The following is a 26,106-nucleotide window of genomic DNA, read 5'->3' on the forward strand; positions in this document are numbered from 1 at the left end:
GAATTTTTTCACGTTTTGCAGATATTGTTAATTCTAATATCAACGCCATTTTAGATAAAGCAGAAGACCCAGAAAAAATGGTTCGTCTGATTATTCAAGAAATGGAAGACACGCTTGTTGAAGTACGTTCTACATCAGCTAAAACATTGGCTGAGAAAAAAGAAATTGTACGCCGCTTAGATACGCTTAAAGCACAGGTAAGCGATTGGCAAGATAAAGCCGAACTGGCTTTAAGTAAAGACCGCGACGATTTAGCGCGCTCAGCCCTACTTGAAAAGCAAAAGTCGGCAGATGCCGTTGCTTCAGTAGCGAGTGAACTTGAACATGTAGAGTCTCATATCGAGAAATTACAGCAAGAAGTAACGACACTACAAGAAAAGCTAGCAGATGCGAAATCTCGTCAAAAGGCAATTATACTTCGCCAACGTTCGGCTGAGTCGCGCCTTGAAGTGAAAAAGACACTTGATAGCTCAAAAGTAGAAGACGCACTTAATCGCTTTGAACGTTACGAAACTAAAATTGATGGACTAGAATCTCAAATTGAGTCTTACGATTTAGGTAAAAAGACGTTAGCAGACGAAATTGCTAATCTACAAAAAAATGAAAAGATAGATGATGAGCTAGCCGAACTTAAAAAGAAGCTAGCTGATAAATAATTACATATAAAAATATATGGGGCCCATGTGCCCCAGCTTAAAAACATCAAAACGGATTGTCAGGAGAGGATTATGTTTGATCCAGAGATATTAGTTGCACCATTTATCTTGTTTATGATTTTTGTTGCTCCACTGTGGCTAATTTTGCACTACCGTAGCAAAAAGCAAGTAAGCCAAGGTTTAAGTGAACACGAACATCGTCAATTACTTGAGCTTGCGCAAAAGGCAGAAAAAATGGCCGACCGCTTAGAAACACTTGAAGCATTGCTTGATCAAGAGTCACCACAATGGAGACGCAAAGTATGAGTGCCAAACGCGAATTATTAAGAGACCCACAACGCGGTAAAATAGCCGGAGTATGTGCGGGATTAAGTGACTACTTTAATATGGAGTTATGGTTAGTTCGCATTATATTTGTTAGTGCGGTACTGCTAACGGGTGGCCCATTATTTGTGGTAGCGTATATTGCAGCCTGGTTCATTTTAGATAAAAAAGAGCCCGCAACAGTGCAAACTAAACATGACGATCCGCTAGAAGTAAAATTTAAAGTATGGCAAAAAGGCGAGCCACCGCGCCGCGCATTGCAAGATTTAAAAGAGCGTTTAACGCGTGTAGATACTCGCCTTCAAGATATGGAGCGCCATGTAACTTCAAGCGAGTTTACGGTGAGCCGTGAAATTAACAAACTTTAAAGGATTTAATAGCACCTTATTTGCAGCGTGATAAATTACGGCAAATTAGGTGCAAGACACTTTATGAGCCAATCATTTGCAAAAAAGACCTTTAAAAGTATTAAAGGCAAAGCACAAAAAGCCCTTCATCGCAGTTTAGACCAACACGTAAAACTTGCCGTAACTGGCCTAAGTGGTAGTGGTAAAACAGCCTTTATTACCGCGCTTGTTAAACACTTAACAACCCAAGCGGACGATAAAAACTTACCTTTTTTTGATGTAATGCGCGAGCACCGCCATGTGGCCACTAAAGTTGTGCCGCAAGAGGCGTTAAAAGTTCCTACGTTTAATTATACGCGCGCGCTAAATTCATTATTACCCAGCGATGGGATGCCTACATGGCCTGCATCAACCGAGCGGATTAATACGCTGCGCTTGGCAATAAAGTATCAAAGTAACGCAGGGTTGCGCGGCCACTTTTCGCCGCAATCAACGCTTTATTTAGATATTATTGACTACCCGGGTGAATGGCTCCTTGATTTACCTATGCTTGAGCAAAGCTATGCTCAATGGTGCGAGCAGCAATACCCGTTATTAACTCAGCCTTCGCGCGTAAAGACATCAAGTGATTTTTTAATGGCCGTTAAGCAACTTGACTTAAACGCTCCCGTTGATGAAAACGCACTTGCTCATATTGCTCAGCTTTATCAAAGCATGTTAGTCGGGCTTAAAAAAGACACCAAACTTGCCATGTTGCAACCTGGGCGCATGCTTATGCCTGGCGACTTACAAGGCGCGCCATTGTTATTGTTTTTTCCGGTATCGGGTAAAGTAAATAGTGACGATGTTGTTGCGGGTTCTAATTTAGCGCATTTAATTAAGCGCTTTAACGCTTATATAAAAGAAGTTGTAAAACCATTTTATAATGAGCATTTTAGACACTTTGATCGCCAAATCGTACTTGTAGATGTACTTAGTGCGCTAAACGAAGGGCACGAAACACTCCAAGAGCAAAGCAGTGTAATAAACCAATTACTCGCACACTTTAACTATGGCAAGTCGGGCTTTTTTAAACGTTTATTTAAGCCCAACATAGACAAAATATTATTTGCAGCTAATAAGTCAGATCATATAAGTTCTAAGCACCATAAAGATTTAGCACTGCTACTTGATTCGCTCGTGCATGAGCAAAGTAATCATTTAAAGTTTGATGGTGTAAAAATAGAAACCATGGCTATGTCGTCAATTACAGCAACGCAGCCGCGCCAAATTACCGACAAAGGTCAAACACTTGACTGCATTTACGGTAAACCGCTAAACGAGCCTGATTGGCTTACGTATTTACCGCCGCAACCCCCCACGCGAATGCTTAATAAAAATGAGTGGCCAGCACAGGGATTTGAGTTTTTATCGTTCTCTCCAATGCCGAGCCCCGATAAACAACTAAAACATATTCGATTAGATCATGTCATGCAGTACCTGCTAGGAGACAAATTAACATGAGTGAGTCAAACCAACCATTTCAAGCAGGGCGTCGCATAGATACGCAAAGCATTGAGCAAAACGAACCCGTTTTAGTACCTGCAAAAATTATTCAGCACGGACAAAGTGATTACGAAGAACTTGAAGATGAAGCACTAGAGCCAGAAATAGATCTAGAACCTGTGTACAAAAAGTCAAAGTGGCAAACGCTCAAAGGTGTTTTTGCTATTAGTTTTATAGTGCTGGTGCTTTTAGAGTTTGCGTACTCGTTAGTATTTGCTTTCGAGCAGTCAATTATTTTAGGCAGTGTTTATTTAACAGCGGTTGTAAGTGGTGTGCTGCTAATAGGGCGCTTATTGTGGCGAGAGTACAGAATGCTGCGCAGTTTAAAGCGTAATCAATTGCACCGAGTTGAAGCCGACAGGCTTTTAAACAGCGAGCAAGTAGGCGGTGCATTACCTTGGCTCGAAAAGCTTAATAAACACCAAGAGCTTGATAACTTTGAAACCTTTAAAAACCAAGTAGCTACGCATCACAGCGACAAAGAAATAATGACGCTGTACGCCAATAGTTTATTAATAACCCAAGACACCAAAGCTAAAAAGCTTATAAATCGTTTTGCGACTGAATCCGCACTGCTAGTTGCCCTAAGCCCACTTGCGCTGGTGGATATGATGGCTGTGCTTTGGCGCGGTACTAAGTTAATAGAACAAATTGGTAAAATTTACGGCATTGGTTTTGGCTACGCGAGCCGTATAAAGTTATACCGTATGCTGATAAAACAAGTAATGTTTGTAGGCAGTGCTGAGCTTGTATCTGACCTTGCTGCAACTGCACTAAGTGCTGAGCTTTTAGGTAAGCTTTCGGGGCGGGCAGCGCAAGGTGTCAGCGCCGGTATTTTTACAGCGCGTATTGGTTACAAAGCAATGGAGCTTAGTCGCCCATTACCACGGCTTGAAAACAAACGCAGCTTACTAAAAGGCACTGTGCAAAGCATCGCAGGTAAAATTATGAGCCGTAAAAAGGCGGAACCAACACACTAGGGTCTGTTGAACTTTCAAGGTTAAATTTGCAGCAGTCTGTTTGGTATTTAGGCAAGGCAGAGCCTATGTAGTGTGGTTATTCCCCATAAATGGGTGATAACGTAGCATTAATGCCAAACAGGCGCTGCCCAAAGGGTTCTTCCTAGGGGCTATTTACTCTTTGTTGCTCGGCTTTTACTTAGCCCACTAGGTTACAAACCTCGCGCCGCGATTAAATAGCCCCTAGTTTGAACAAATTTTAATCCGCAAAGATCAACAGACCCTAGATTAGCAGTGGCAATATTTGTGTACAAACGTGCGCTGCACGGTTTTTACACAAATAGCCATCTGAGCATCCGGCATGCTTGCTGTTTGTAAGCGCATACGTTTTGATTGTTGAATCGCAAAAACATAATAATCAAAAAATGAGCCTACAATGAGCAAGCATCATATAAACACCCAGTGTATTCACGGACCACAAAAAGCAAACGACCCGCACGGCGCACTCACTTCTCCTTTGTATCAAACCTCTACCTTTCATTTTGAAAATGCCGCACAAGGTGCTGCGCGTTTTGCAGGCGACGAACCTGGCTATATTTATACGCGTTTAGGAAACCCTACAACCACAGAACTTGAACAAAAAGTTGCTCAACTCGAGAGTTGTGAAGCAGCAGCTGCAACCGCAACGGGTATGGGGGCTGTATCTGCCTCAGTACTGAGCTTTTTATCTCAAGGAGATCACCTTGTTGCTTCAAGTGCTTTGTATGGTTGTACCTTTGCGTTTTTCTCGCATATGTTGCCGCGCTGGGGAATCGAAGTCACTTTTGTTGATATGACCAACGAGGACGAACTACGCGCTGCCATCAAACCTAATTCAAAAATGATATTTGTAGAAACGCCAATCAACCCCACTATGGCGGTGATTGATTTGGCACTCATTGGCGCAGTTGCTAAAGAGCACAACTTAATTAGTGTGGTCGACAACACCTTTTTAACGCCGCTACTGCAATCGCCTAAAAAATACGGTATCGACATTATAATGCACAGTGCGACCAAGTACTTAAACGGCCACGGAGACGTAGTCGCCGGTATTGTATGTGGATCGCTTGAGCACATAACACACATTAAAATGACCGTACTAAAAGACATTGGTGCAACTATAAGCCCGCACGATGCATGGCTAATTAATCGAGGCCTAAAAACACTCGCTATTAGAATAGAGCGCCATTGTCAAAGCGCACAAACAATAGCCGAATATCTAGAAGCGCACCCACAAGTAAGCACCGTATATTACCCGGGGCTTAAATCGCACCCAGGTTATAAGTTTATTGGTAATCAAATGAAAGCCGCTGGTGGTGTTATTGCGTTTGAAATAAAAGGCACGCTACAAGATGGCGCACAATTTATTGATAGTATGAAACTTTGTACACTTGCAGTAAGCCTTGGCGACGCTGAAACACTGATTCAGCATCCTGCATCTATGACTCACTCGCCTTATACGCCAGAGGAGCGAGCCGCCGCTGGAATAAGTGATGGGCTGATCAGACTCTCGGTTGGGCTTGAAGATGTTAACGACATTATTAGTGATTTAAACCAAGCTTTTACTAAAATTGGTTAGGTGTAATTAATTGTATACACATAAAAACAAGCTACAGGCCTTTATTTAAAGGTCTGTATTTTTAGTGTGCCACAGGTGTAATTTTAACTTTACGATTGAGGTGATCACGCCAAATACTGATATTAGCCTGTCTATTAAACTTTTCTTCACTTTTGCATAGTATGGGGTCATTCGATATTCAATAGGTTTGAGTATCACACTGACACCGATTTAGGGCTCACACCCAAGAAGGTACTTATGGCTAAAGCAAGTAAATACACATCCAAAACACCAGACGAAAATGGTGTTATACACTGGAGTGATGAAGAAAATAAAATTTGGTCTGAGCTTGTAGCGCGCCAACTTGCATGCATTGAAGGCAAAGCCTGCAACGAGTATATGCAAGGGTTAAAAAAGATTAACCTGCCGCACGATCGTATCCCGCAGTTAAGCGAACTAAACGAAGTGTTACTAGCCACTACCGGTTGGCAAGTTGCACCAGTACCTGCGCTTATCGACTTTGATGAGTTTTTTAGATTACTGGCAAACAAGCAGTTTCCGGTAGCTACATTTATTCGTAGCCGCGAAGAATTTGACTACCTACAAGAGCCAGATATTTTTCATGAAATATTTGGCCATTGCGCCATGCTAACTAACCCTGACTTTGCCGAGTTTACGCATAAGTACGGGCAATTAGGTTACGCAGCGCAGAAAAAAGACCGTGTATACCTTGCGCGTATATACTGGTTTACGGTTGAATTTGGTTTAATGCAAACCGAAGATGGCCTGCGTATTTACGGCGGTGGTATTTTATCAAGCCCAGGTGAAACTCAGTACGTATACTCTAATACGCCAGAAATCAGCCCAATGAATGTGCTTGATGTACTGCGTACTCCGTACCGTATTGATATTATGCAACCACAGTACTACACCATAAATTCGATTCATGATCTGTTTGATATATCGCAAATGGATATTATGACTTTGGTTGAGCGAGCTAAAGAGCTTGGTTTGCACGACCCAAAATTTCCACCCAAAGAAAAATTAGCCAGTTAAACATTAATGCTAAAAAAGCTAAAAGTAAGGATTTAGAATGTCTTCATTAAGTGCACAAAAATGCGAAGCCTGTCATGTAGATGCGCCAAAAGTATCTGACGAAGAGTTAGCACAATTAATTACTAAAATCCCAGACTGGGTACCAGAAGTACGCGACGGCATTATGCAGCTAGAGCGTGTTTATAAATTTAAAAACTTCAAACAGGCTATCGCATTTACTAACAAAGTAGGCGACATGGCAGAAGACGAAGGCCATCACCCTGGTTTATTAACCGAGTGGGGCAAAGTAACGGTTACATGGTGGAGCCATTCAATTAAAGGCCTACACAAAAACGACTTTATTTGCGCAGCTAAAACAGACGACGTATTTAACGCGCTGTAAACCACACTAATTGAGCAAACCAACAAAAGCACTTATTTTATAAGTGCTTTTTTATTCGTTTAATGGAAGTGTTTAGTTGTCAGCTATCAGTGACGAGCTCATTGTTAATTTTACTTATAGTTTTATAAGGTATTTATTAATCTCATTACTGTATTCGATTTTATATACATCTGTAGCTGAATTTGGATTTTCAGTCCAGAATGTCACTAATTCTAAAAATTCGTTATTATTGTCATCGAGATTTTGATAATCAATTAACATACCATCTTCTGGAACCTCTATAATCCTTACAGAACTTGGGTACCTTATTCCATACTTTAATTTTTCATTACCTTCTTCTTTTATTATGCTAAAGAAAATACCCTTTTCTTTATACGTTTGCGGTATGTAAATTACTTTCCCTGCCAGGTAAAGACAATCGTCTATAGTAATACCAATAAAAGGAGTGCCCATTATTTGGTTAAAATTTTCGACAAAATATTTGGGTTTTTCATTAGGGAATTTACTTGAAATCTCATTTTTTCTATTAATATCAAGTTCAAATTTTGTATTTTCTTTGTGTGTTCGCATTGACACTTCATGCCTTAGAGAGATGTTTTTGTTTTAATTTATAATTCCTATCTAATAAGGTTTGGTATTTATCTTCTATTTTTTCAGCTTGCTCTTTATATTGTTGAAGTGTTTTGGTGAGTGTTAGGTGTTCTTCAGCTGAGCTGGAAAATTTCTCCGACATCTCCTCGAACTGTTGGTTGCTATGTAATAAGTCGTCTTTAATTTTCTGGTTTTGCTCTGTTAGCTTGTTGATTTCATCAAGTTGCTGTTTTTCTGTAATTTTCAGTTTATCAATTTGACTTTGCTTTTTAGATGAGTCTTCTCGGTACTCTAGAGTTTCCTTTATAGCACTTGTGGCTTTCTGGCTCTCATCCTGAAATTGTTTATCTAATTTTTCGTATTTCTCAATGGGAATAAATTTAGCAGGCTCCCGATTTGCTTTGAAAGAGTCATACTTTTTTTGCCAATACTCTTTGAAAAAATTAGGTATATGTACTGCAAGAGGATAGAAAATAGTAGCTAAAATTGTTAATACGATAGGGGAGCAAATGTAGAAGCCAAAGCCTAGTTCTTCATATGTGTTTAGTTTTATGCTGAATTTTAAAGGTTCAGCTAAAAACCACCAAATACTCTTCCAATTTAATAAGCAGAATGCCCAGACAAAAGTAAAAATGAGAGGCCTATCTTTAAAAAGATCAAAAAAACTACCTTGTTCTTGATTATGCATATTATTTTATCTATTTAAGTTTTTAATAATTTAACGTAATAATCTGGTTATGTAAAAGTTTAACGAATTAGGAACTGTGAATTATATTTATTGCTTATCAGCTTATTATTAATAGCAAAAAAGCTCTAAACCCAAAGGGCTTAGAGCTTTCTATATACAATTAAAGTTCAGCTAAAACACTTCACTTCAACGTATCGTTGGGTTTCGTTTCACTCAACCCAATTTACTATTACTCATCAATTGAGCGTAGTAGGGCGTTTATGCCTACTTTTTCACGTGTTTGTTTATCTACTTTTTTCACGATGATTGCAGCGTATAGGCTGTGGGTGCCATCTTTTGACGGTAGTGCGCCTGGTACAACTACTGCGCCTGCTGGTACGCGGCCGTAGTGAATTTCGCCAGTTTCGCGGTCATAAATACGGGTGCTTTGGCTTATGTAAACGCCCATTGAAATTACCGCGCCTTCTTCAACAATTACGCCTTCAACAATTTCAGAACGTGCGCCAATAAAGCAGTTGTCTTCAATGATAGTTGGGTTAGCTTGTAGAGGCTCTAAAACGCCGCCTATGCCTACGCCACCTGATAAATGTACGTTCTTACCAATTTGTGCACATGAGCCTACAGTCGCCCATGTATCAACCATGGTGCCGTCGTCAACATATGCGCCAATGTTTACGTACGATGGCATAAGTATGACGTTTTTACCTACAAAGCTGCCTTTACGCGCTACTGCGTTTGGCACTACGCGCATACCGCCTTGCTGAAATTGCTCTGGCGTGTAGTCGCTAAATTTAAGTGGTACTTTGTCGTAAAACTGGTTTACGCCGTCGTTCATTGGTTGGTTGTCGCGAATACGAAACGACAGTAAAACTGCTTTTTTAAGCCACTGGTGTACAACCCATTCACCTGATATTTTTTCAGCAACGCGTGCTGCGCCGCTATCAAGTAAATCAAGTGCGTCGATAATGGCTTGTTTTACGTCGCTTGATACTGTGCTTGGGCTAATGCTATCGCGGTTGTCCCATGCGTTTTCGATCATCGTTTTTAAATCTGACATGTGTGTCCTCTATTCTGTTTCGGCGTTGAATTTTTTACGTAATGCCTGATGAATTTTTGCTTGCTCTTCATCAGTCAGCGCTTGGTATTCGTTATTAGATACGACAAAGAAATCCTCGGCACGTTCACCTACCGTTGTAATGCGGGCAGCGTGAATGTGTAGTAAATGCGCTTGGAAAACTTCGGCTATTTTGGTTAGTAAACCTTGTATATCGACGGCTTGAATTTCTATTAAGCTACGGTCTTTGCGTGCATGTGGGCGCAACACAATTTTAGGTTTAATATTAAAATCTTTAAAGCGTTGAGAGCGGCTCTTTTTAAAGCGAATCTTTTTACGCGGATCGCTCAGAGCTTGCTCAAGCCCGCGTTTAATTGATTGCGCTCGACCACTTGCAATAGGGTCGCCACTTACTTCAAGTATTACAAAGCTAAACAAGACGTAACCGTCTTTTGTGGTCAGTACTTGCGCGTGTTGTATTTGCGCTTTTTTAGAGCCAATAACACTGACTAATCGGGCAAACAGTGGGCCAGAGTAGGGGCTGTATACAAATACTTGTGTGCCACCATGCATAGCTTTGTTAGATACAACAACACTTGGCTGACTTAAGTCTGTGCTACTTAATAAGTGCTCACTTTGCCATGATATTTGTTGTTCGCTAAAGGCGGTAAAGTAGTTGGCTTTAAAGCGGCTCCAAATTAAATCAATTTTTTCCTCTTGATAACCCAGATTTATTAAGCGTTGTTTCGCTTGGTGCTTTTTATCGCGAATTTGGTCGCGTTGATCCATTGGGTTTTCGAGCCCTAGACGCAAAGCGCGCTGCGTGTGTAAGTAGAGCTCACGCAGTAGGGTGTTTTTCCAATCGTTCCATAAGTTGTCGTTGGTTGCACGTATGTCGGCAACGGTTAAACAATATAAGTAGTCGAGTTGGCGCTCTGTTTTAACGCGTGTAGCGAAGTCTTTTATTACAGCAGGGTCGTTAATGTCTTTACGCTGTGCGGTAACCGACATAAGTAAATGATTACTTACAAGCCATGCAACGAGTTTTGCATCCACCGATGAAAAACCATGTAATTTAGCAAATGCTATTGCGTCAACAGCGCCAAGCTCTGAGTGGTCGCCACCTCGCCCTTTGGCAATGTCGTGAAATATACCGGCTAAATAAAGTAGCTCTGGTTTGTCCATTCGAGTGACTATTTCACTGCAAATAGGAAACTCGCTAATACCTGTTTTATCAAAATATTCGTAAATGTTTTTGATTAATTTGTGAGTGTGCTCATCTACGGTGTAGGCGTGAAACAAATCAAACTGCATTTGCCCAAATATATTACGCCACTGCGGTAAGTAGGCGGCAAGCATGCCGTGCTTGTGCATGAGCGTAAATGCGCGGCCCATGCCGTTAGGGTGTTTAACTAAGCGTAAAAAGGCTTCGCGACAGGCTGCGTAATCTTGCAAATCGCCCAATAAACGACGGCGCACTTGGCGAATAGTACGAATAGTACTTGGGTAAATATGCGTTATTGCTGGGTTATCGGCTATGTGCTCAAACAATACAAAGAGTTGGTCGCGTCTAAAAAATACCGACGGATCTTTTACGCGTATTTGATGACCTACTTGCTCAAAGTTTCTGTCGAGTTCAATTGCTGCCACAGCACTACTTTCGGGCATTATACTTTGTTCAAAGTATGAAAGTAGCATTTGGTTAAGTTCGCGTACGCGGCTCATTATTCTAAATAAGCGTTTCATCATACGCTCAACAGAGGCTTTACCGTCGCTACCAAAACCTAAAATTTCGGCGGCTTGCGGTTGATGATCAAACAATAAGCGGTTTTCAGCTCGACCTGCAGCTAAATGCAGTGCAAAGCGAATGTTCCATAGGTTTTCTAGGCACTCAGAAAGCTCTTGAAACTCTTCGTGAGTTAAGTATCCGTGGCTTATTAACTCTTGCAGGGTTTCGGTTCTAAAATGCTTTTTTGCCACCCAAATAATGGTTTGTAAGTCGCGCAGACCACCGGGGTTTTCTTTAATGTTTGGCTCAAGATTATACGCGGTGCCGTGGCACTTTCTGTGGCGTAAGTTTTGTTCTTGAACTTTGGCAGTAAAAAATTCACCTGAGCGCCATACTGGCGTTTCAAGAATATGCATTTTGAGTTTTTCAAACTCAATGTGGTTACCAAAAATAAGACGGCTTTCGAGCAAGCTGGTGGCAAAAGTAACGTCTTCACGTTTTTGCTCAATGGCTTGTTCTATCGTACGCACGCTGTGACCAATCTCTAAGTTGAGATCCCATAGCATGGTGACAAACTGGCCTATTTTTTCGCATATTTCTTCGCTTGGCGGTTTAGTTACAAGCAATAAAAAGTCGATGTCGGAGTAGGGATGTAGCTCACCACGTCCGTATCCGCCTACCGCTATTAATGCTAAATCAGGTTCGCGCGCTAAGTCGTAAACATGAAAAAGCTTAATGAGTAGGCGGTCAATAAACTCAGCCCGGGCATTAATTAAATTCCCAACCGGTTGTTTAGAAAATTCGTTATGTAACCATTTATAAAAATAGCTAGAACAATCGCGATAATCACTAAGTTGCTCTGCATCGCTAAGCAACTTTTTTACTTTGTTGGGTAATGCCACGTGGGCTGGCTCCTTGTTGAACCTTTCACACGGATAAGAATTTTCTTATCAAGTGTTTCGGTTTTATTAGTGTTCTATGATCCGCTCGATAGTATCATCTGATCGTAGCGTTAAAATTTCAACACCATTTTCAGTCACTAATAAAGTATGTTCCCACTGTGCAGACAAACTACGGTCGCGTGTTACTACTGTCCAATCATCTTTAAGAAGCTTACATTGGCGTTTACCCGCATTAACCATAGGTTCAATAGTTAAACACATACCTGCTTTTAGGGCTTCGCCAGTACCGGCTTTACCGTAATGCATTATTTGTGGTTCTTCATGAAATCCTGCGCCGATACCGTGGCCGCAATATTCACGTACAATTGAGTAGTTAAAGCTCTCTGCATATTTTTGAATTGCTGAGCCAATATCACCCAAGCGCACACCTGGTTTTACCATTTTGATAGCAAGGTATAAGCTTTCTTGTGTTACTTCTGCAAGACGCTTAGCTTGAATGTTTGGTGTACCAACGTGGAACATTTTAGATGTGTCGCCATGGTAACCATCTTTAATGACAGTTACGTCGATATTTACACTGTCGCCTTCTTTTAATGCTTTGTCATTTGGAATTCCGTGACAAATAACATGATTAACTGACGTACAAACTGATTTTGGAAAGCCATGATAATTTAACGGAGCAGGGATTGCTTGTTGCACATTAACAATATAATCATGACAAAGTGTATTTAGCTCATCGGTGGTAACACCTGGCACTACATGAGGGCCGATCATTTCAAGTACATCGGCCGCTAAGCGCCCAGCTACGCGCATTTTCTCTATTTCTTCAGGGGTCTTGATAATAGCGCTCATTGAGGCTCCAAAGTTGAGTTTTTAACATTTATCGTCGAACAAATTTTGCACGCGACGTTGAGTATTTAATTTTAATATGGTATAAAGCGCGCCGTCTTTTTACAAATAAATTCTTAAATGATTTTTTGTATTTAAGGCAAACACAATTTTATTTTAACACACACACGTATCGTCACATACACTTGGGTGCATTTGAAGTTTAATTACTTCGGTGTTGGTGCTATGGGATATGTGGAGGCCTAACCCTAAACAACTATAGAGGATCTATAAAATGGCAAACGTTTCAATGCGCGATATGCTTCAAGCTGGTGTTCACTTTGGTCACCAAGCACGTTACTGGAACCCTAAGATGAAGCCTTTCATCTTCGGCACACGTAACCGTGTACATATCATCAACCTTGAGCAAACTGTACCAATGTTCAACGACGCACTTAAGTTTTTATCAAGTGCTGCAGCAAACAAAGGTAAAGTTCTTTTCGTTGGTACTAAGCGCGCAGCAAGCGACGCAGTTAAATCAGCTGCTTTAGAAAGCGACCAGTTCTTCGTAAATCACCGTTGGTTAGGTGGTATGTTGACTAACTGGAAAACTGTACGTCAATCAATCAAGCGTCTTAAAGACCTTGAAGCACAAAGCCAAGACGGAACTTTCGAGAAATTAACTAAGAAAGAAACGTTAACGCTTAACCGCGAAATGGAAAAGCTTGAAAAGAGCCTTGGTGGTATCAAAAACATGGGCGGTCTTCCAGACGCGCTTTTCGTTATCGATGCTGACCACGAGCACATTGCTATCCGTGAAGCAAACAACCTAGGTATTCCAGTTGTTGCAATCGTAGATACTAACTCTAACCCAGACGGTGTTGATTACATCGTACCTGGTAACGATGATGCTATCCGTGCTGTAAGCCTTTACACTAGCGCTGTTGCAGCTGCTATTACTGAAGGTCGCGAGAATAACATCGTTGCTCAAGCTGAGAAAGACGATTTCGTTGAAGCTGAGTAATTAGCTGTCATCAAGTCTTCATCTTTTTAAGGTGAAGACTTGCTATTCTTGTCGAGCGGGTAACCCGCTTATCTAACCTGATTTCAGATTTGAGGATTTACTAATGGCTGTAACTACTGCCCTAGTTAAAGAATTACGCGAGCGCACAGGCGCTGGCATGATGGATTGTAAAAAAGCGTTAACTGAGACTGATGGCGACATCGAGTTAGCGATTGAAAACATGCGTAAAAGTGGCGCTGCTAAAGCTGCTAAAAAAGCAGGTAACATTGCTGCTGAAGGTACTATCATCATCAAGCAAAACGCGGGTGTTGCAGTACTAGTAGAAGTTAACTGTCAAACAGATTTCGTTGCAAAAGACGTAAGCTTCTTAGCATTTGCTAACAAAGTTGCTGACGCTGCAATTGCTGACACTATCTCTATCGAAGACTTACAAGCTAAGTTTGAAGAAGACCGTGTTGAGCTAGTGACTAAAATTGGCGAAAACATCAATGTACGTCGTTTACAGTACGTAACTGGTGAAAACCTAGTTGAGTACCGTCATGGCGATCGTATCGGTGTTGTTGTTGCGGGTGTTGCTGATGAAGAAACACTTAAGCACGTTGCAATGCACGTTGCTGCATCTAGCCCTGAATACTTAACACCTTCAGATGTACCAGCTGACGTTGTTGCTAAAGAAAAGCAAGTACAAATCGAAATCGCGATGAATGAAGGCAAGCCTGCTGAAATCGCTGAGAAGATGGTTGTTGGCCGCATGAAAAAATTCACTGGTGAGGTTTCTCTTACTGGTCAAGCTTTCATCATGGAGCCTAAGAAAACTGTTGGCGATATTCTTAAAGAGAAAAACGCAACAGTTACTAGCTTCGTACGTGTAGAAGTTGGTGAAGGTATCGAGAAGAAAGAAGAAGATTTTGCTGCTGAAGTTGCTGCTCAAATTGCTGCTGCTAAAGCTAAGTAAGATTACTATTTGTGAAGGATAATGAAATTAGATGCAATTAAAGTACTATTTGGTTTTGCTTCGCAGCTAGAAATTCTTTAAAATAACCGCGCTTTTATGTTTAACATAAGCGCGGTTATTTTTTATCCATAATTCAATAAAAGTTGGCCCCAATACTATGACTATCAATCGCAAACCTATTTTTAGACGTGTTCTTCTCAAATTAAGTGGTGAAGCTTTAATGGGAGACGAAGGCTTCGGCATCGATCCTAAAGTTTTAGACCGTATGGCACAAGAAATTAAAGAGCTAGTAGAGCTCGACGTAGAAGTGGGTTTAGTTATTGGTGGAGGTAACTTTTTACGCGGTGGATCACTTGCAGAAGCAGGTATGAATCGCGTAGTAGGCGATCACATGGGTATGCTTGCAACGGTTATGAACGGCCTTGCAATGCGTGATGCGCTACACCGTGCATTTGTAAATTGTCGTCTTATGTCGGCTATTCCGCTTAATGGTGTATGTGACGCTTATAACTGGGCTGAAGCAATTAGTTTATTGAAAACTGGCCGCGTAGTTATTTTTGCAGCGGGTACTGGTAACCCATTTTTTACTACCGATTCTGCAGCATGTTTACGCGGTATCGAAATTGAAGCGGATACAGTAATTAAAGCGACTAAGGTTGATGGCGTATACAGTGATGACCCTGTTAAAAACCCAGATGCGACGCTTTATACCCACTTAAGCTACAATGAAATCATTGAAAAAGAATTAAAAGTTATGGATTTAGCGGCATTTACTCTAGCCCGCGATCACAATATGCCATTGAGCGTATTTAACATGAATAAATCAGGCGCGCTAAAACGCGTAATTATGGGTGAAGAAGAAGGTACACTTATTTCTTCACAAGCCTCAGATGAAATAATCAAATAATTAGGATTAAACCGTGATTAACGATATTCAAAAAGACGCGCAAGCGCGCATGCAAAAAAGTGTAACTGCACTAGGTAGCCAATTATCTAAAATTCGTACTGGCCGTGCACATCCTGCAATCCTAGATGGCATTATGGTGTCGTACTACGGTGCTCCAACGCCTTTAAACCAAGTTGCTAACGTAACAATTGAAGATTCTCGTACACTTGCTATTGGTGTATTTGATAAGTCTTTAGCGCAAGCTGTTGAAAAAGCAATTATGGCATCTGACTTAGGTTTAAACCCTATGTCGGCAGGTACTGTTATTCGCGTACCACTTCCTCCACTTACAGAAGAGCGTCGTAAAGACCTAATCAAAATTGTACGCGCTGAAGTTGAAGGCGGTCGTGTTGCTATTCGTAACATTCGTCGTGATGCTAATGGCGATGTAAAGGGTTTATTAAAAGATAAAGACATATCTGAAGATGAAGCGCGTCAATCAGATGATGCGATTCAAAAGCTTACTGATAAGTTTATTAAAGAAATGGATACTTTATTAGCTGCCAAAGAAACAGAATTGATGGAAATCTAAGTAAGGTCCTGTTTATCTTTCGAGGTTGAATTTACAGCAGTGTGTTTGGTTTTTAGGCAAGGCAGAGCCTATGTAGTGTGGTTATTCCCCATAATTAGGCGATAACGATGCATAAAATTCAAACACGCGCTGCCCAAAGGGTTCTGCCTAGGGGCGATTAACTCTTTGTTGCTCGATTTTTACTTAGTCCACTAGGTTACAAATCTCACGCCGCGATTAAGTTGCCATAGATTGAACAAATTACAATCCTGAAAGGTCGACAGGACCTATTAAAATTATTAGTTTTGAAACGCCGTCTAGGGTATACTAGGCGGCGTTTTTTTATGGAATACTCGATATTTATGGTTCTAGATGCTGACACAATTTCACAGCAATGTTTACCCAAACATGTTGCTATCATCATGGATGGGAACGGACGTTGGGCGCAAGCTAGAAATAGACCTCGTGTGTATGGGCATAAAAAAGGCGTAGACGCAGTTCGTCAATCTGTTCAGTTTTGTACTAAATTAGGGATACAATCGTTAACCTTATTTGCTTTTAGTAGTGAAAACTGGCGCCGCCCTGAAGACGAAGTAAACACTTTAATGGAGCTTTTCTTATTTGTTTTAACAAAGGAAGTTAAAAAGCTTCATAAAAACAATGTAAAACTGACCATTATTGGAGACTTATCACGATTTTCTGAAGGATTACGTAGCAAGGTAGACGCTGCGCATAAGCTGACTGAAAATAACACCGGGTTGCGTTTAAATGTTGCAGCTAATTACGGTGGTCGTTGGGATGTTGCCAATGCGGCAAAACAACTTGCTTTGCAAGTTGCGCAGGGCACACTAAACGCAGAAGATATTACAGAAGAGCGCTTAGCACAGCATATGAGCATGGCAGATCAGGCTGAACCTGATTTACTTATTCGCACTGGTGGCGATGTTCGTATTAGTAATTTTTTACTATGGCAAGTTGCTTATGCAGAACTTTACTTTACCGAGACACTTTGGCCAGATTTTAATGAAGCAGCATTTGCTGAGGCCATTGCGTGTTACGTTGCCAGAGAGCGACGTTTTGGTTGTACGGGCGAACAAATAAAACAATTACTCGCTCAAACCTAAATAGAATAAGGGTCACATTTTGTTAAAACAACGAATTTTAACCTCTCTAGTGCTAGCTCCATTAGCATTGGCTTTGGTTTTTTATACACCGCTTACGTTATTTAGTTACTTTGCTGGTGCAATTGTATTATTAGGCGCATGGGAATGGTCTGCATTTATGGGCCTTTGCGACAAGCTTAAACGTGCTGCCTTTGTTGTGTTTATTGGCGCTTTACTGGCCTTGCTTAATTTACATTGGCCTATTGAATCATTATGGGAAAATGGCAAGCTAGTCGGTGATGCAAATTACGTATTTACGCTTTCGTTTGCTTGGTGGATTGTTGCTAGCTATTTAATTTGGCGCTACCCAGAAATGGCTAAAGCGTGGAATGAAGGCCTAGTTATGCGCGGCATTGCAGGATTATTAACGCTTGTGCCGTTATGGCTTGCACTAAATACACTACGTAGCGCGCAATATGCTGAATCAACTCATTTTGGTTCGGTGCTAATTTTAGTGGTACTCGGTATTGTATGGAGCGCAGATGTGGGTGCTTACTTTACGGGTAAAAGTTTTGGTAAACATAAGTTAATGCCTAAAGTAAGCCCTAATAAAACAATTGAAGGGTTAGCAGGCGGTGTAGTCGCTTCTATTATTTTTGTATTAGCATTTTGTCACTTTACCGATGTTGATTTAGTTGTATGGCCTGTGTACGCGATAATGACAGCATTTATTGCTTTGTTTTCTGCGGTAGGTGATTTACTGGAAAGCATGTTTAAACGTGAAGCTGGTTTAAAAGATAGCGGTCGATGTTTACCAGGACACGGCGGTATTTTAGATAGAATTGACAGCTTAACGGCTGCTGCTCCAATGTTTGTTATGTGCTATGCGTGGACTCTTAGTTTATGAGCCAAAAGCAATTGCTGGTTATTTTAGGCGCAACGGGCTCAATTGGTTTAAGTACACTTGATGTTGTGTCGCGCAATAAAGAGTTATTTGATGTTTTTGTTTTGGCTGCAGGACAAAATGCAAAGAAAATGGCGGAGTTGTGTATTGAACATGAACCGCTTTATGCGATTATGGCTAACCAGCAGGCCGCAGAGCAATTATCTGCGTATTTAGCTAATACTCAGTGCCAAACTCTTGTTATGCACGGTGAGCAAGCAATGAGTGACTTATGTGCTCATCCTGATGTTGACATTGTAATGTCGGCAATTGTAGGTGCAGCTGGTTTACTACCTACATTAAGTGCTGTTGAAGCGGGTAAAAAAGTACTACTAGCTAATAAAGAATCTTTAGTTATGTCAGGTCAGTTGTTTATTGATAAAGTTAAACAACATAAAGCCACTTTGCTGCCAATAGATAGCGAACATAATGCAATTTTTCAATGCCTACCTTCTTCGTTACAAAATGCCAAAGGCGATCAAAAACTACAGCAACATGGCGTAAGTAAAATTTTGCTTACCGGCTCTGGTGGCCCATTTTTAACGCGTGATATAAATACGTTAAAAGATGTAACCGTAAGTGAAGCCGTTGCACACCCTAACTGGTCGATGGGTCAAAAAATATCAGTAGATTCCGCAACTATGATGAACAAAGGCTTAGAGTTTATTGAAGCTAAGTGGTTATTCAATTGTGATGCGAGTGATATTGATGTAGTTATTCATCCGCAAAGTATTATTCATTCAATGGTGCAGTACCACGATGGTTCTATTTTAGCGCAAATGGGTAACCCCGACATGCGCACGCCAATTGCCCATGCACTTGCGTATCCTGAGCGAATTAATGCGGGTGTTAAACCGTTAAACTTCTCTGATATTTGTGATTTTTCGTTTACTAAACCTGATTTTTCTCGTTATCCAAATTTACAATTAGCAATTGATGCGTGTAGTGCAGGGCAGGGCGCGACAACAACGGTTAACGCAGCAAATGAAATAGCTGTGGGCGCCTTCTTAAACGGTAAAATTGGTTTTACCGATATATACAAAATAAATGCACAGACGCTAGAAGCTGCAACTTACACCAATGTGCAAAGCCTAGATGAAATTTTAGAGTGTGATAAATTAGCGCGTATTAGCGCTTCAGAATTTATAACAAAAGTGGCGCATTAATATGTTTGATTTTTTTTGGAATCTTGGCTCATTTATTTTAGCGCTTGGTATTTTAGTGGCCATACATGAATATGGCCATTTTTGGGTTGCACGAAAAATGGGCGTCAAAGTGCTGCGTTTTTCAATTGGTTTTGGTAAGCCACTGTTAAAATGGCATGACAAATATAATACCGAATACGTGATTGCCGCTATTCCATTAGGCGGATATGTAAAAATGCTTGATGAGCGAGTTGATGACGTACCAGCAAATCAACGACACTTGTCGTTTAACTCTAAATCTGTACAAGCGCGTATTGCTATTGTTGCTGCGGGACCAATGGCTAACTTTTTGTTTGCCATTTTTGCTCTTGCGGTGATGTACATGGTAGGTGTGCAATCGGTTAAGCCAGTTGTTGGCAGCATAACCGAAGGCAGTCGCGCAGAGCAGGCGGGCATTATGCCTTCTCAACATATTATAAAAATTGGTGATGATGACATAACGACATGGCAAGATGCCACGTTTGCGCTTATGTCTAACTTAGGCGAAGAAAGCGTTGAAGTTATTGTTCGTGATAAAAACCTTCAACCACGCGTTAAAACGCTTAATTTAGAGGGGTGGAAGCTTGACCAGCGAGACGTACCACCATTAAGTTCGTTAGGTATTGTGCCATTTAGACCTCAAGCAACTTTAACAATTGCCGCCGTAACTAAAGACTCAGCCGCAGAACACGCTAATTTACAAGTTAACGACACAATTTTGGCTGTAAACGGTGAAACAATAAGCAATTGGCAGCAATTAGTTAATCTTATTACGCAATCAGCTAACAAATCTTTACAATTTAGTGTAAAAAGACAAGATACTATACAAGCCATTACAGTTACCCCTAAAGGGCGCATTGATAATAACGGTATTGAGCAAGGCTTTTTAGGTGTTGCTCCTGTTGTACAGCAATGGCCTGATGGCTATGTAGAGACAAGGCATTACGGCCCGCTCGATAGTATTGTGCGAGGCACAAAAGAAACGTGGCGCTTAATTACACTCAGTTTTGACATGATTGGTAATTTAATTACAGGCCAGGTTTCGGTTAAAAATTTAAGTGGTCCTGTGGGCATTGCAGTAGGCGCTGGAACTAGCGTAAGCTATGGGTTAGTGGCCTTTTTAAGCTTTTTAGCCTTAATAAGCGTTAACTTGGGTGTATTTAATTTATTACCCTTACCAGTGCTTGATGGCGGACACTTAATGTATTACATAATTGAACTTTTTCGTAAAAAGCCGGTCTCTGAAAAGACACAAGAGTTTGGTTTTAAAGTGGGTGCCTTGTTGCTCATTTTTCTAACATGTTTCGCTTTGTTCAATGATGTATCGCGTTTGTAGTTACAGCGTGGCAAATTACTAATTAGAACACGATTGTAAAGCACCACTAGTAAGGTGTTATGCGGTAATACAGTTGTAAAGGATAAAGATAATAAAATGGCTATAAAAAAACATTTGGCAATAACAAGTTTATTGGGTGCAAGTTTTGCAGCCCTAGGCCAAAACTCCTTTATTGTTGAAGACCTGAAAGTTGAAGGTTTGCAGCGCGTAGCACTTGGTGCAGCGCTAACACATATTCCTATTAACGTAGGCGATAATGTTGATGACTATACGATTTCAAAAACAATAAAGTCACTTTATCGTTCTGGGCACTTTGATAACATAAAAGCACTTCGTGATGGCAACAACGTTATTTTTAAAGTAACGGAACGTCCTACCATCAGCTTTATTGAGTTTGAAGGCAATAAAGACATTAAAGACGAGCAGCTTAATGAGTCTCTTGATCAGCAAGATATTCGCCAAGGTGAACCACTTGATAAAACCGTTATCGATAGTATCGAAAAAGGCTTAGTTGAGTTTTTCCACAGCATTGGTAAATACAACGCTAAAGTAGATATCAGTATTACTAAGCTGCCACGTAACCGCGTTAAACTTAAGTTAGAGTTTGATGAAGGTGATGCTGCTTCTATCCGCCAAATTAACTTAGTGGGTAATGAACTTTTTTCTAATGAAGAGCTTCTTAAACTTGCTGAATCGCAGCAAGATTTACCTTGGTGGCAGTTTATGGGTAGCGACCGTTACCAAAAGCAAACCATTGAAGGCGATTTAGAAAAAATTCGTAGTTATTATTTAGACCGTGGTTACCTGCGTTTTAATATCGACTCAACGCAAGTTTCAGTGAGCCCTGAACGTGAATCGGTTTACGTTACAGCTAACTTAACTGAAGGCGTAAAATATAAAGTTAAAGGTTTTGACTTTATTGGTGACTTGCTTGGCCGTGAAGACTTAATTAAAAGTGTTATCCCACTTAGAGCGGGTGAGCTTTACAACGGTTCTGTAGTTACTTCATCTGAAGAGTTTATTAAAAGCTACTTAGCACGTTTTGGTTACGCTAATGCTGAAGTGCGTACAATTCCAGAAATTGACGACGAAAAGCAAGAAGTACAATTAACACTATCGGTTAATCCAGGTAAGCGTGTATACGTTCGTCGTATTATTGTTGGTGGTAACCAAAATACGGCAGATGAAGTACTTCGTCGTGAAATGACACAACTTGAAGGCGCATGGTTATCTAATCAAAACCTTGAGCGTTCAAAACTGCAAATTCAACGCCTACCTTACATGGAAACTGTTGATTTTAACGTAGTGCCTGTACCCGGTGTGGATGACCAAGTAGATGTAGACTTTACTGTAAAAGAGCAATCTGCAGGTAGCTTTAATGCTGGTCTCGCTTATGGTTCTTACTTAGGTCTGCAGTTTAATATTGGTGTAACCGAATCTAACTTTTTAGGCACAGGTAACCAAATTGGTTTAAACCTTAATACGTCTACAGGTTCTGAAAGCTTAAGCTTATCGTACACAGACCCATACTTTACGCCAGATGGTGTATCGCAAGGCAGTAGCATCTTTTACAGAAACTACGATGCAAGTAAATTCAGTCTTGTTGAATATAAATCGAAAAGTTATGGTTTAGGCACAAATATTGGTTTTCCAATTGATGCTGTAAATCGTGTTAACTTTGGCGCCCGTTGGATTAAAGAAGAGCTTTCGGATATTGCAGAGTACGAGCAAACGCGTGTACTTCGTGAAACATTCTTAGATCCAGATAACCCAGATGCAGGCTTTGACTTTACTAAGTATGAGCTGAGTGTTGGCTGGTCGCGTATCACCGTTAACCGTGGTTTATTCCCAACAGCGGGTTCGCGTCAAACTCTAAACTTAACAGCAACAACGCCTAACTCAGATCTTCAGTACTTTAAACTGAATTACGATTCGCGTTTTTACTGGCCTATATCAAATGACCACCGTTGGGTATTCTCGACGCGTGCAGCACTTGGTTATGGTAACGGTTATGGTTCTACAAACGGGTATGAGCAAACACTTCCATTCCAAGAGTACTTCCGTATAACGGAAATGGAACTACGTGGCTTTGACCGTAATACAATATTACCACGTGCTGTGTCGCGTATACCGCAGTCTATTCCGGGTACGCCAGGTGCAGACGGTACTACAACCGGTAGCATTGGTGGTGCATCAGAATTTGATATTCTAGTGCCTCAAGGTCGTATTGGTGGTAATGCTAAAGCAGTGGCAGGTATGGAGCTAATTGTTCCTACACCATTCTTAGATGAAGAAAATACCAGCTCTGTACGTACTAGCTTCTTTGTTGATGCTGCAAACGTATGGGATACTGAGTTTAACGTAGACCGCTATCAAAACTTAGGCGTTGATGAACGTGCTAAATTAGATGACTATTCAGACCCAATGCGTTTTAGGGTTTCAACCGGTCTTTCATTACAATGGATCTCTCCAATGGGTCCAATGCTGATCAGTTTTGCGTATCCATTGCAAAAAGAAGAAGATGACGATACGAAAACCATCAGCTTTAACATTAGTAACACTTTCTAAAGGAGTTTTTTGTGAAAAAATTATTTAAATCAACAGCTGTAGCAGTTTTAGCAACGTTAATGATGGGTACTTCTGTGAATGCATTTGCACACAAAGTAGGTATTGTTGATATGCAGGAAATCTACAAGCAAATTCCTCAAATGGCTAAAATTGAACAGTCTTTACAAACTGAGTTTGCTGAACGTCGTCAAGAGCTTGAAAAGTTACAAGGCGATATTCGTTTTGAAGCTGAAAAATTTAAACGTGAAAGTACAACGATGAGCCAAGCTCAAAAAGATACTCTGCGTGAAAAAATTCAAGGCATGCAAAAAAATCTTGCTGAACAAGGTCGCCCTTTAGAGCAAGAAATTAAAGCGCGTCAAAACCAAGAGCTTGCTAAAGTTCAAGGTGTAATCATCAAAACAATTGAAGAGATTGCTAAAGACGGCGACTTCGACGAAGTTAAAGTAAAAGACACTACTATTTACTTTAACCCTAAAGAAGTGACTGATCTTTCATCTAAAGTTGTAGCCGCTGTTAGTAAGAAATAATCACTCTATGCAAAATTATACGCTTTCGCAAATTGCGGAACTTCTAGGCGCCGAACTTCAGGGTGATGGCGCTTTAGAAATAAAAAAAATAGCGACACTTGCAAATGCCCATTCTGGGCATATTGCATTTTTAGCGAACTCAAAATATCGATCGCAACTTGAAACTACTCAAGCTAGTGCTGTAATAGTAAGCCAAGCTGATGCAGAGTACTTTAGTGGCAGCAAAATTATTGTTGCTAATCCGTATGTAAGTTACGCAAAATTAGCGCAATTTATGGATACAACACCACGCTCAGCCTCGACGGGTATTCATCCAAGTGCAACTGTTCATTCAACAGCGATTGTTAGTGATAGCGCCGCTATTGGTGCTAACGCAGTCATTGAAGCTCATGCAGTGATAGGTGACAACGCGCAAATTGGTCCGAACAGTTTTATCGGGGAACGTGTTAAAATAGGTTCTGGCACTAAGCTTTGGCCTAGTGTGACTATTTATCACGATGTTGAAATTGGTTCAGATTGTTTGTTTCAAGCAAATAGTGTTGTAGGTAGTGATGGGTTTGGCTATGCAAATGAGCGCGGGCAGTGGGTTAAGATACCTCAGCTTGGTTCAGTGATCATAGGCAACAAAGTTGAAATTGGTGCAAGTACGACAATTGATCGTGGTGCACTGGACAATACCATCATTCATAGCAATGTTATTATCGATAATCAGTGTCAAATAGCGCACAACGTTGAAGTTAATTCAGGCACCGCAATAGCGGGCTGCACTGTACTTGCAGGAAGCGTTACCATTGGCAAGAACTGTCAAATTGGTGGCATGGTTGCAATTAATGGTCACATGTCTGTATGTGATGGTGTTATAATTACCGGCATGAGTATGGTGACAAAATCAATCACCGAACCAGGTATTTACTCATCTGGTATGCCCCATACAACAAACAAAGAATGGCGTAAATCAATAGCTCACTTGCGTAACCTTTCAGACATGAAATCTCGTCTTAAAGCGCTTGAAGCATTGGCTAAGTCATAACGTTGAACACTAATAAGGATGCTATTTTGGCAAACGAATTAAATAGCCTTGATATTCAAGAAATTTTAAGTTTATTACCGCACCGTTACCCGATGCTATTAATTGATCGTGTTATTGATTTTACACCTGGCAAGTCTTTACATGCTATTAAAAATGTTTCTATAAATGAACCAATTTTTACTGGGCACTTTCCAAATCAGCCAATTTTTCCTGGTGTGCTAATATTAGAATCAATGGCGCAAGCAACGGGTTTATTAGGTTTTAAAACAGTAGAAAACCGTAGCGAAAACGAATTGTATTTGTTTGCTGCTGTTGATAACGCACGTTTTAAACAACCTGTAATTCCTGGTGATACAATGCATCTTCATGTTGAGTTTTTAAAAGAACGTCGCAACATTTGGAAGTTTGCTGCAGAAGCTAGAGTCGACGGCAAAATAGTGTGTAGTGCCGAAATTATGTGTGCGAGAAGAGAGTTTTAATAGTGATCCATTCTACAGCAATAATCGAACCTGGCGCTAAACTAGGCAACAATGTCTCAGTTGGTCCGTATAGTTATATTGGCAATGATGTTGTTATCGGTGATAACTGTATTATTGAGTCTCACGTTGTTGTTAAAGGGCCGTCAACTATTGGCTCTGGCAATCATATTTTTCAGTTCGCGTCTGTAGGCGAAGCCTGCCAAGACAAAAAATACAACAACGAGCCAACCACATTAATCATGGGTGATAACAACGTTATCCGTGAATGTGCCACTATTCACCGTGGTACGATTCAAGACGAAGGCGTTACTAAAATTGGTAGTAATAATTTGTTTATGGCTTATACACACGTTGCACATGACGCGGTAATTGGCGATAACGTAATTTTTGCTAACAACGCAAGTGTGGCCGGCCATGTACATGTTGGTGACTGGGTTATCCTTGGTGGTAATTCGGGTGTTCATCAGTTTTGTAAAATTGGCGCACATGCCTTTATTGGTATGTATTCAGGTGTTAACAAAGATGTACCACCATTTGTTACTACCATTGGTATGCCAGCAGGCCCTGCAGCTATCAATAAAGAAGGCATGAAGCGTCGTGGTTTCGAAAGTGATGAAATTATGGCTGTACGCCGTGCATACAAAGCATTTTATCGTAAAAGCTTAGGTGCTGAAGAAGCTATTGAGTCGCTTAGTGAAGATGCCGCAAAGTATCCTGCTGTGAAATTGATGGTCGACTTTGTTAAAAACTCAGAGCGCGGCATCGTAAGATAATTCGCGGGTTTGCTTTAAGCATTAAAAAAACCACCCTAGATGATAAATCGAAGGTGGTTTTTTATT

26 protein-coding genes are annotated in these 26,106 nt (G+C 40.7%); 21 read left to right on the forward strand and 5 right to left on the reverse strand.

Features of this window, described 5'->3' with window-relative positions; all coding sequences use genetic code 11:
• The first annotated feature begins 2 nt into the window (after positions 1–2).
• The 8 genes from pspA to CXF76_RS18790 all read left to right on the forward strand — a co-directional run bounded on the left by pspA (position 3) and on the right by CXF76_RS18790 (position 6,866).
• Positions 3–656 carry a phage shock protein PspA gene (pspA, locus tag CXF76_RS18755; RefSeq protein WP_232785135.1) on the forward strand — a complete coding sequence of 218 codons (654 nt, stop codon included), beginning with the start codon at positions 3–5 and terminating at the stop codon, positions 654–656.
• Between the two features lie 72 nt (positions 657–728).
• Positions 729–962, forward strand: a complete 234-nt coding sequence (gene pspB / locus CXF76_RS18760) for an envelope stress response membrane protein PspB (RefSeq protein ID WP_024590985.1) — start codon at positions 729–731, stop codon at positions 960–962.
• Positions 959–1,348 (forward strand): envelope stress response membrane protein PspC, encoded by a 390-nt coding sequence (gene pspC / locus CXF76_RS18765; protein WP_101164354.1) that lies wholly within the window; start codon positions 959–961, stop codon positions 1,346–1,348. Before pspB ends, pspC begins: the two co-directional genes overlap by 4 nt.
• Before the next feature lie 63 nt (positions 1,349–1,411).
• A complete protein-coding gene (locus CXF76_RS18770; protein WP_101164379.1) occupies positions 1,412–2,830 on the forward strand; it encodes a YcjX family protein in 1,419 nt (472 codons plus the stop codon).
• Positions 2,827–3,852 (forward strand): TIGR01620 family protein, encoded by a 1,026-nt coding sequence (locus CXF76_RS18775; protein ID WP_101164355.1) that lies wholly within the window; start codon positions 2,827–2,829, stop codon positions 3,850–3,852. The genes CXF76_RS18770 and CXF76_RS18775 overlap by 4 nt, the downstream gene beginning before the upstream one ends.
• A 415-nt stretch (positions 3,853–4,267) precedes the next feature.
• Positions 4,268–5,449 (forward strand): methionine gamma-lyase, encoded by a 1,182-nt coding sequence (gene megL / locus CXF76_RS18780; protein ID WP_007580969.1) that lies wholly within the window; start codon positions 4,268–4,270, stop codon positions 5,447–5,449.
• Positions 5,450–5,686: 237 nt separating this feature from the next.
• Positions 5,687–6,484, forward strand: coding sequence for a phenylalanine 4-monooxygenase (gene phhA, locus CXF76_RS18785; RefSeq protein WP_002958327.1), 798 nt, complete (start codon positions 5,687–5,689; stop codon positions 6,482–6,484).
• Between the two features lie 37 nt (positions 6,485–6,521).
• Positions 6,522–6,866, forward strand: a complete 345-nt coding sequence (locus CXF76_RS18790; RefSeq protein ID WP_002958326.1) for a 4a-hydroxytetrahydrobiopterin dehydratase — start codon at positions 6,522–6,524, stop codon at positions 6,864–6,866.
• Between the two features lie 114 nt (positions 6,867–6,980).
• Here the strand turns inward: CXF76_RS18790 and CXF76_RS20835 are convergent, their stop codons facing one another.
• The 5 genes from CXF76_RS20835 to map all read right to left on the reverse strand — a co-directional run bounded on the left by CXF76_RS20835 (position 6,981) and on the right by map (position 12,682).
• On the reverse strand, positions 6,981–7,436 hold the full coding sequence (locus CXF76_RS20835; protein ID WP_232785136.1) for a hypothetical protein: 456 nt from the start codon (positions 7,434–7,436) through the stop codon (positions 6,981–6,983).
• A 7-nt stretch (positions 7,437–7,443) separates the two neighbouring features.
• Entirely contained in the window at positions 7,444–8,145 is a 702-nt protein-coding gene (locus CXF76_RS20840; protein WP_232785137.1) for a hypothetical protein, read from the reverse strand.
• Between the two features lie 229 nt (positions 8,146–8,374).
• Positions 8,375–9,202 (reverse strand): 2,3,4,5-tetrahydropyridine-2,6-dicarboxylate N-succinyltransferase, encoded by an 828-nt coding sequence (dapD, locus tag CXF76_RS18800; protein ID WP_101164356.1) that lies wholly within the window; start codon positions 9,200–9,202, stop codon positions 8,375–8,377.
• Positions 9,203–9,211: 9 nt separating this feature from the next.
• Positions 9,212–11,830 (reverse strand): [protein-PII] uridylyltransferase, encoded by a 2,619-nt coding sequence (gene glnD, locus CXF76_RS18805; RefSeq protein ID WP_007580974.1) that lies wholly within the window; start codon positions 11,828–11,830, stop codon positions 9,212–9,214.
• A gap of 66 nt (positions 11,831–11,896) precedes the next feature.
• Complete coding sequence (gene map / locus CXF76_RS18810) at positions 11,897–12,682, reverse strand: type I methionyl aminopeptidase (protein ID WP_007580976.1); 786 nt, start codon at positions 12,680–12,682, stop codon at positions 11,897–11,899.
• A 271-nt stretch (positions 12,683–12,953) separates the two neighbouring features.
• Between map and rpsB the strand changes: the two genes are divergently transcribed.
• The 13 genes from rpsB to lpxA all read left to right on the forward strand — a co-directional run bounded on the left by rpsB (position 12,954) and on the right by lpxA (position 26,040).
• Positions 12,954–13,682, forward strand: a complete 729-nt coding sequence (gene rpsB / locus CXF76_RS18815) for a 30S ribosomal protein S2 (RefSeq protein ID WP_007580978.1) — start codon at positions 12,954–12,956, stop codon at positions 13,680–13,682.
• A gap of 103 nt (positions 13,683–13,785) precedes the next feature.
• Positions 13,786–14,637, forward strand: coding sequence for a translation elongation factor Ts (gene tsf, locus CXF76_RS18820; RefSeq protein ID WP_007580981.1), 852 nt, complete (start codon positions 13,786–13,788; stop codon positions 14,635–14,637).
• Between the two features lie 157 nt (positions 14,638–14,794).
• Complete coding sequence (gene pyrH / locus CXF76_RS18825; protein ID WP_007580982.1) at positions 14,795–15,544, forward strand: UMP kinase; 750 nt, start codon at positions 14,795–14,797, stop codon at positions 15,542–15,544.
• Between the two features lie 49 nt (positions 15,545–15,593).
• Positions 15,594–16,115 (forward strand): ribosome recycling factor, encoded by a 522-nt coding sequence (frr, locus tag CXF76_RS18830; protein ID WP_206006177.1) that lies wholly within the window; start codon positions 15,594–15,596, stop codon positions 16,113–16,115.
• Between the two features lie 323 nt (positions 16,116–16,438).
• Positions 16,439–17,218: an isoprenyl transferase gene (locus CXF76_RS18835; protein ID WP_007580985.1), complete on the forward strand. Its 780-nt coding sequence runs from the start codon at positions 16,439–16,441 to the stop codon at positions 17,216–17,218.
• Positions 17,219–17,237: 19 nt separating this feature from the next.
• Entirely contained in the window at positions 17,238–18,104 is an 867-nt protein-coding gene (locus CXF76_RS18840) for a phosphatidate cytidylyltransferase (RefSeq protein WP_007580986.1), read from the forward strand.
• Positions 18,101–19,306, forward strand: a complete 1,206-nt coding sequence (ispC, locus tag CXF76_RS18845) for a 1-deoxy-D-xylulose-5-phosphate reductoisomerase (RefSeq protein WP_024590724.1) — start codon at positions 18,101–18,103, stop codon at positions 19,304–19,306. Before CXF76_RS18840 ends, ispC begins: the two co-directional genes overlap by 4 nt.
• Before the next feature lies 1 nt (position 19,307).
• Positions 19,308–20,660 (forward strand): sigma E protease regulator RseP, encoded by a 1,353-nt coding sequence (rseP, locus tag CXF76_RS18850; protein ID WP_010553745.1) that lies wholly within the window; start codon positions 19,308–19,310, stop codon positions 20,658–20,660.
• Positions 20,661–20,756: 96 nt separating this feature from the next.
• The gene (gene bamA, locus CXF76_RS18855; RefSeq protein WP_007580991.1) at positions 20,757–23,228 is read left to right on the forward strand and encodes an outer membrane protein assembly factor BamA; all 2,472 of its coding nucleotides are present in this window, start codon (positions 20,757–20,759) and stop codon (positions 23,226–23,228) included.
• A gap of 11 nt (positions 23,229–23,239) precedes the next feature.
• Positions 23,240–23,758 carry an OmpH family outer membrane protein gene (locus tag CXF76_RS18860; RefSeq protein WP_007580993.1) on the forward strand — a complete coding sequence of 173 codons (519 nt, stop codon included), beginning with the start codon at positions 23,240–23,242 and terminating at the stop codon, positions 23,756–23,758.
• Between the two features lie 7 nt (positions 23,759–23,765).
• The gene (lpxD, locus tag CXF76_RS18865) at positions 23,766–24,788 is read left to right on the forward strand and encodes a UDP-3-O-(3-hydroxymyristoyl)glucosamine N-acyltransferase (RefSeq protein WP_007580995.1); all 1,023 of its coding nucleotides are present in this window, start codon (positions 23,766–23,768) and stop codon (positions 24,786–24,788) included.
• Positions 24,789–24,814: 26 nt separating this feature from the next.
• Positions 24,815–25,267 carry a 3-hydroxyacyl-ACP dehydratase FabZ gene (gene fabZ, locus CXF76_RS18870; RefSeq protein WP_007580997.1) on the forward strand — a complete coding sequence of 151 codons (453 nt, stop codon included), beginning with the start codon at positions 24,815–24,817 and terminating at the stop codon, positions 25,265–25,267.
• 2 nt (positions 25,268–25,269) lie between these two features.
• Positions 25,270–26,040, forward strand: coding sequence for an acyl-ACP--UDP-N-acetylglucosamine O-acyltransferase (lpxA, locus tag CXF76_RS18875; protein WP_024590725.1), 771 nt, complete (start codon positions 25,270–25,272; stop codon positions 26,038–26,040).
• Positions 26,041–26,106 lie beyond the last annotated feature (66 nt).

The sequence above is a fragment of the Pseudoalteromonas sp. 78C3 genome (genome assembly GCF_002836695.1).
Lineage (GTDB): Bacteria > Pseudomonadota > Gammaproteobacteria > Enterobacterales > Alteromonadaceae > Pseudoalteromonas > Pseudoalteromonas arctica.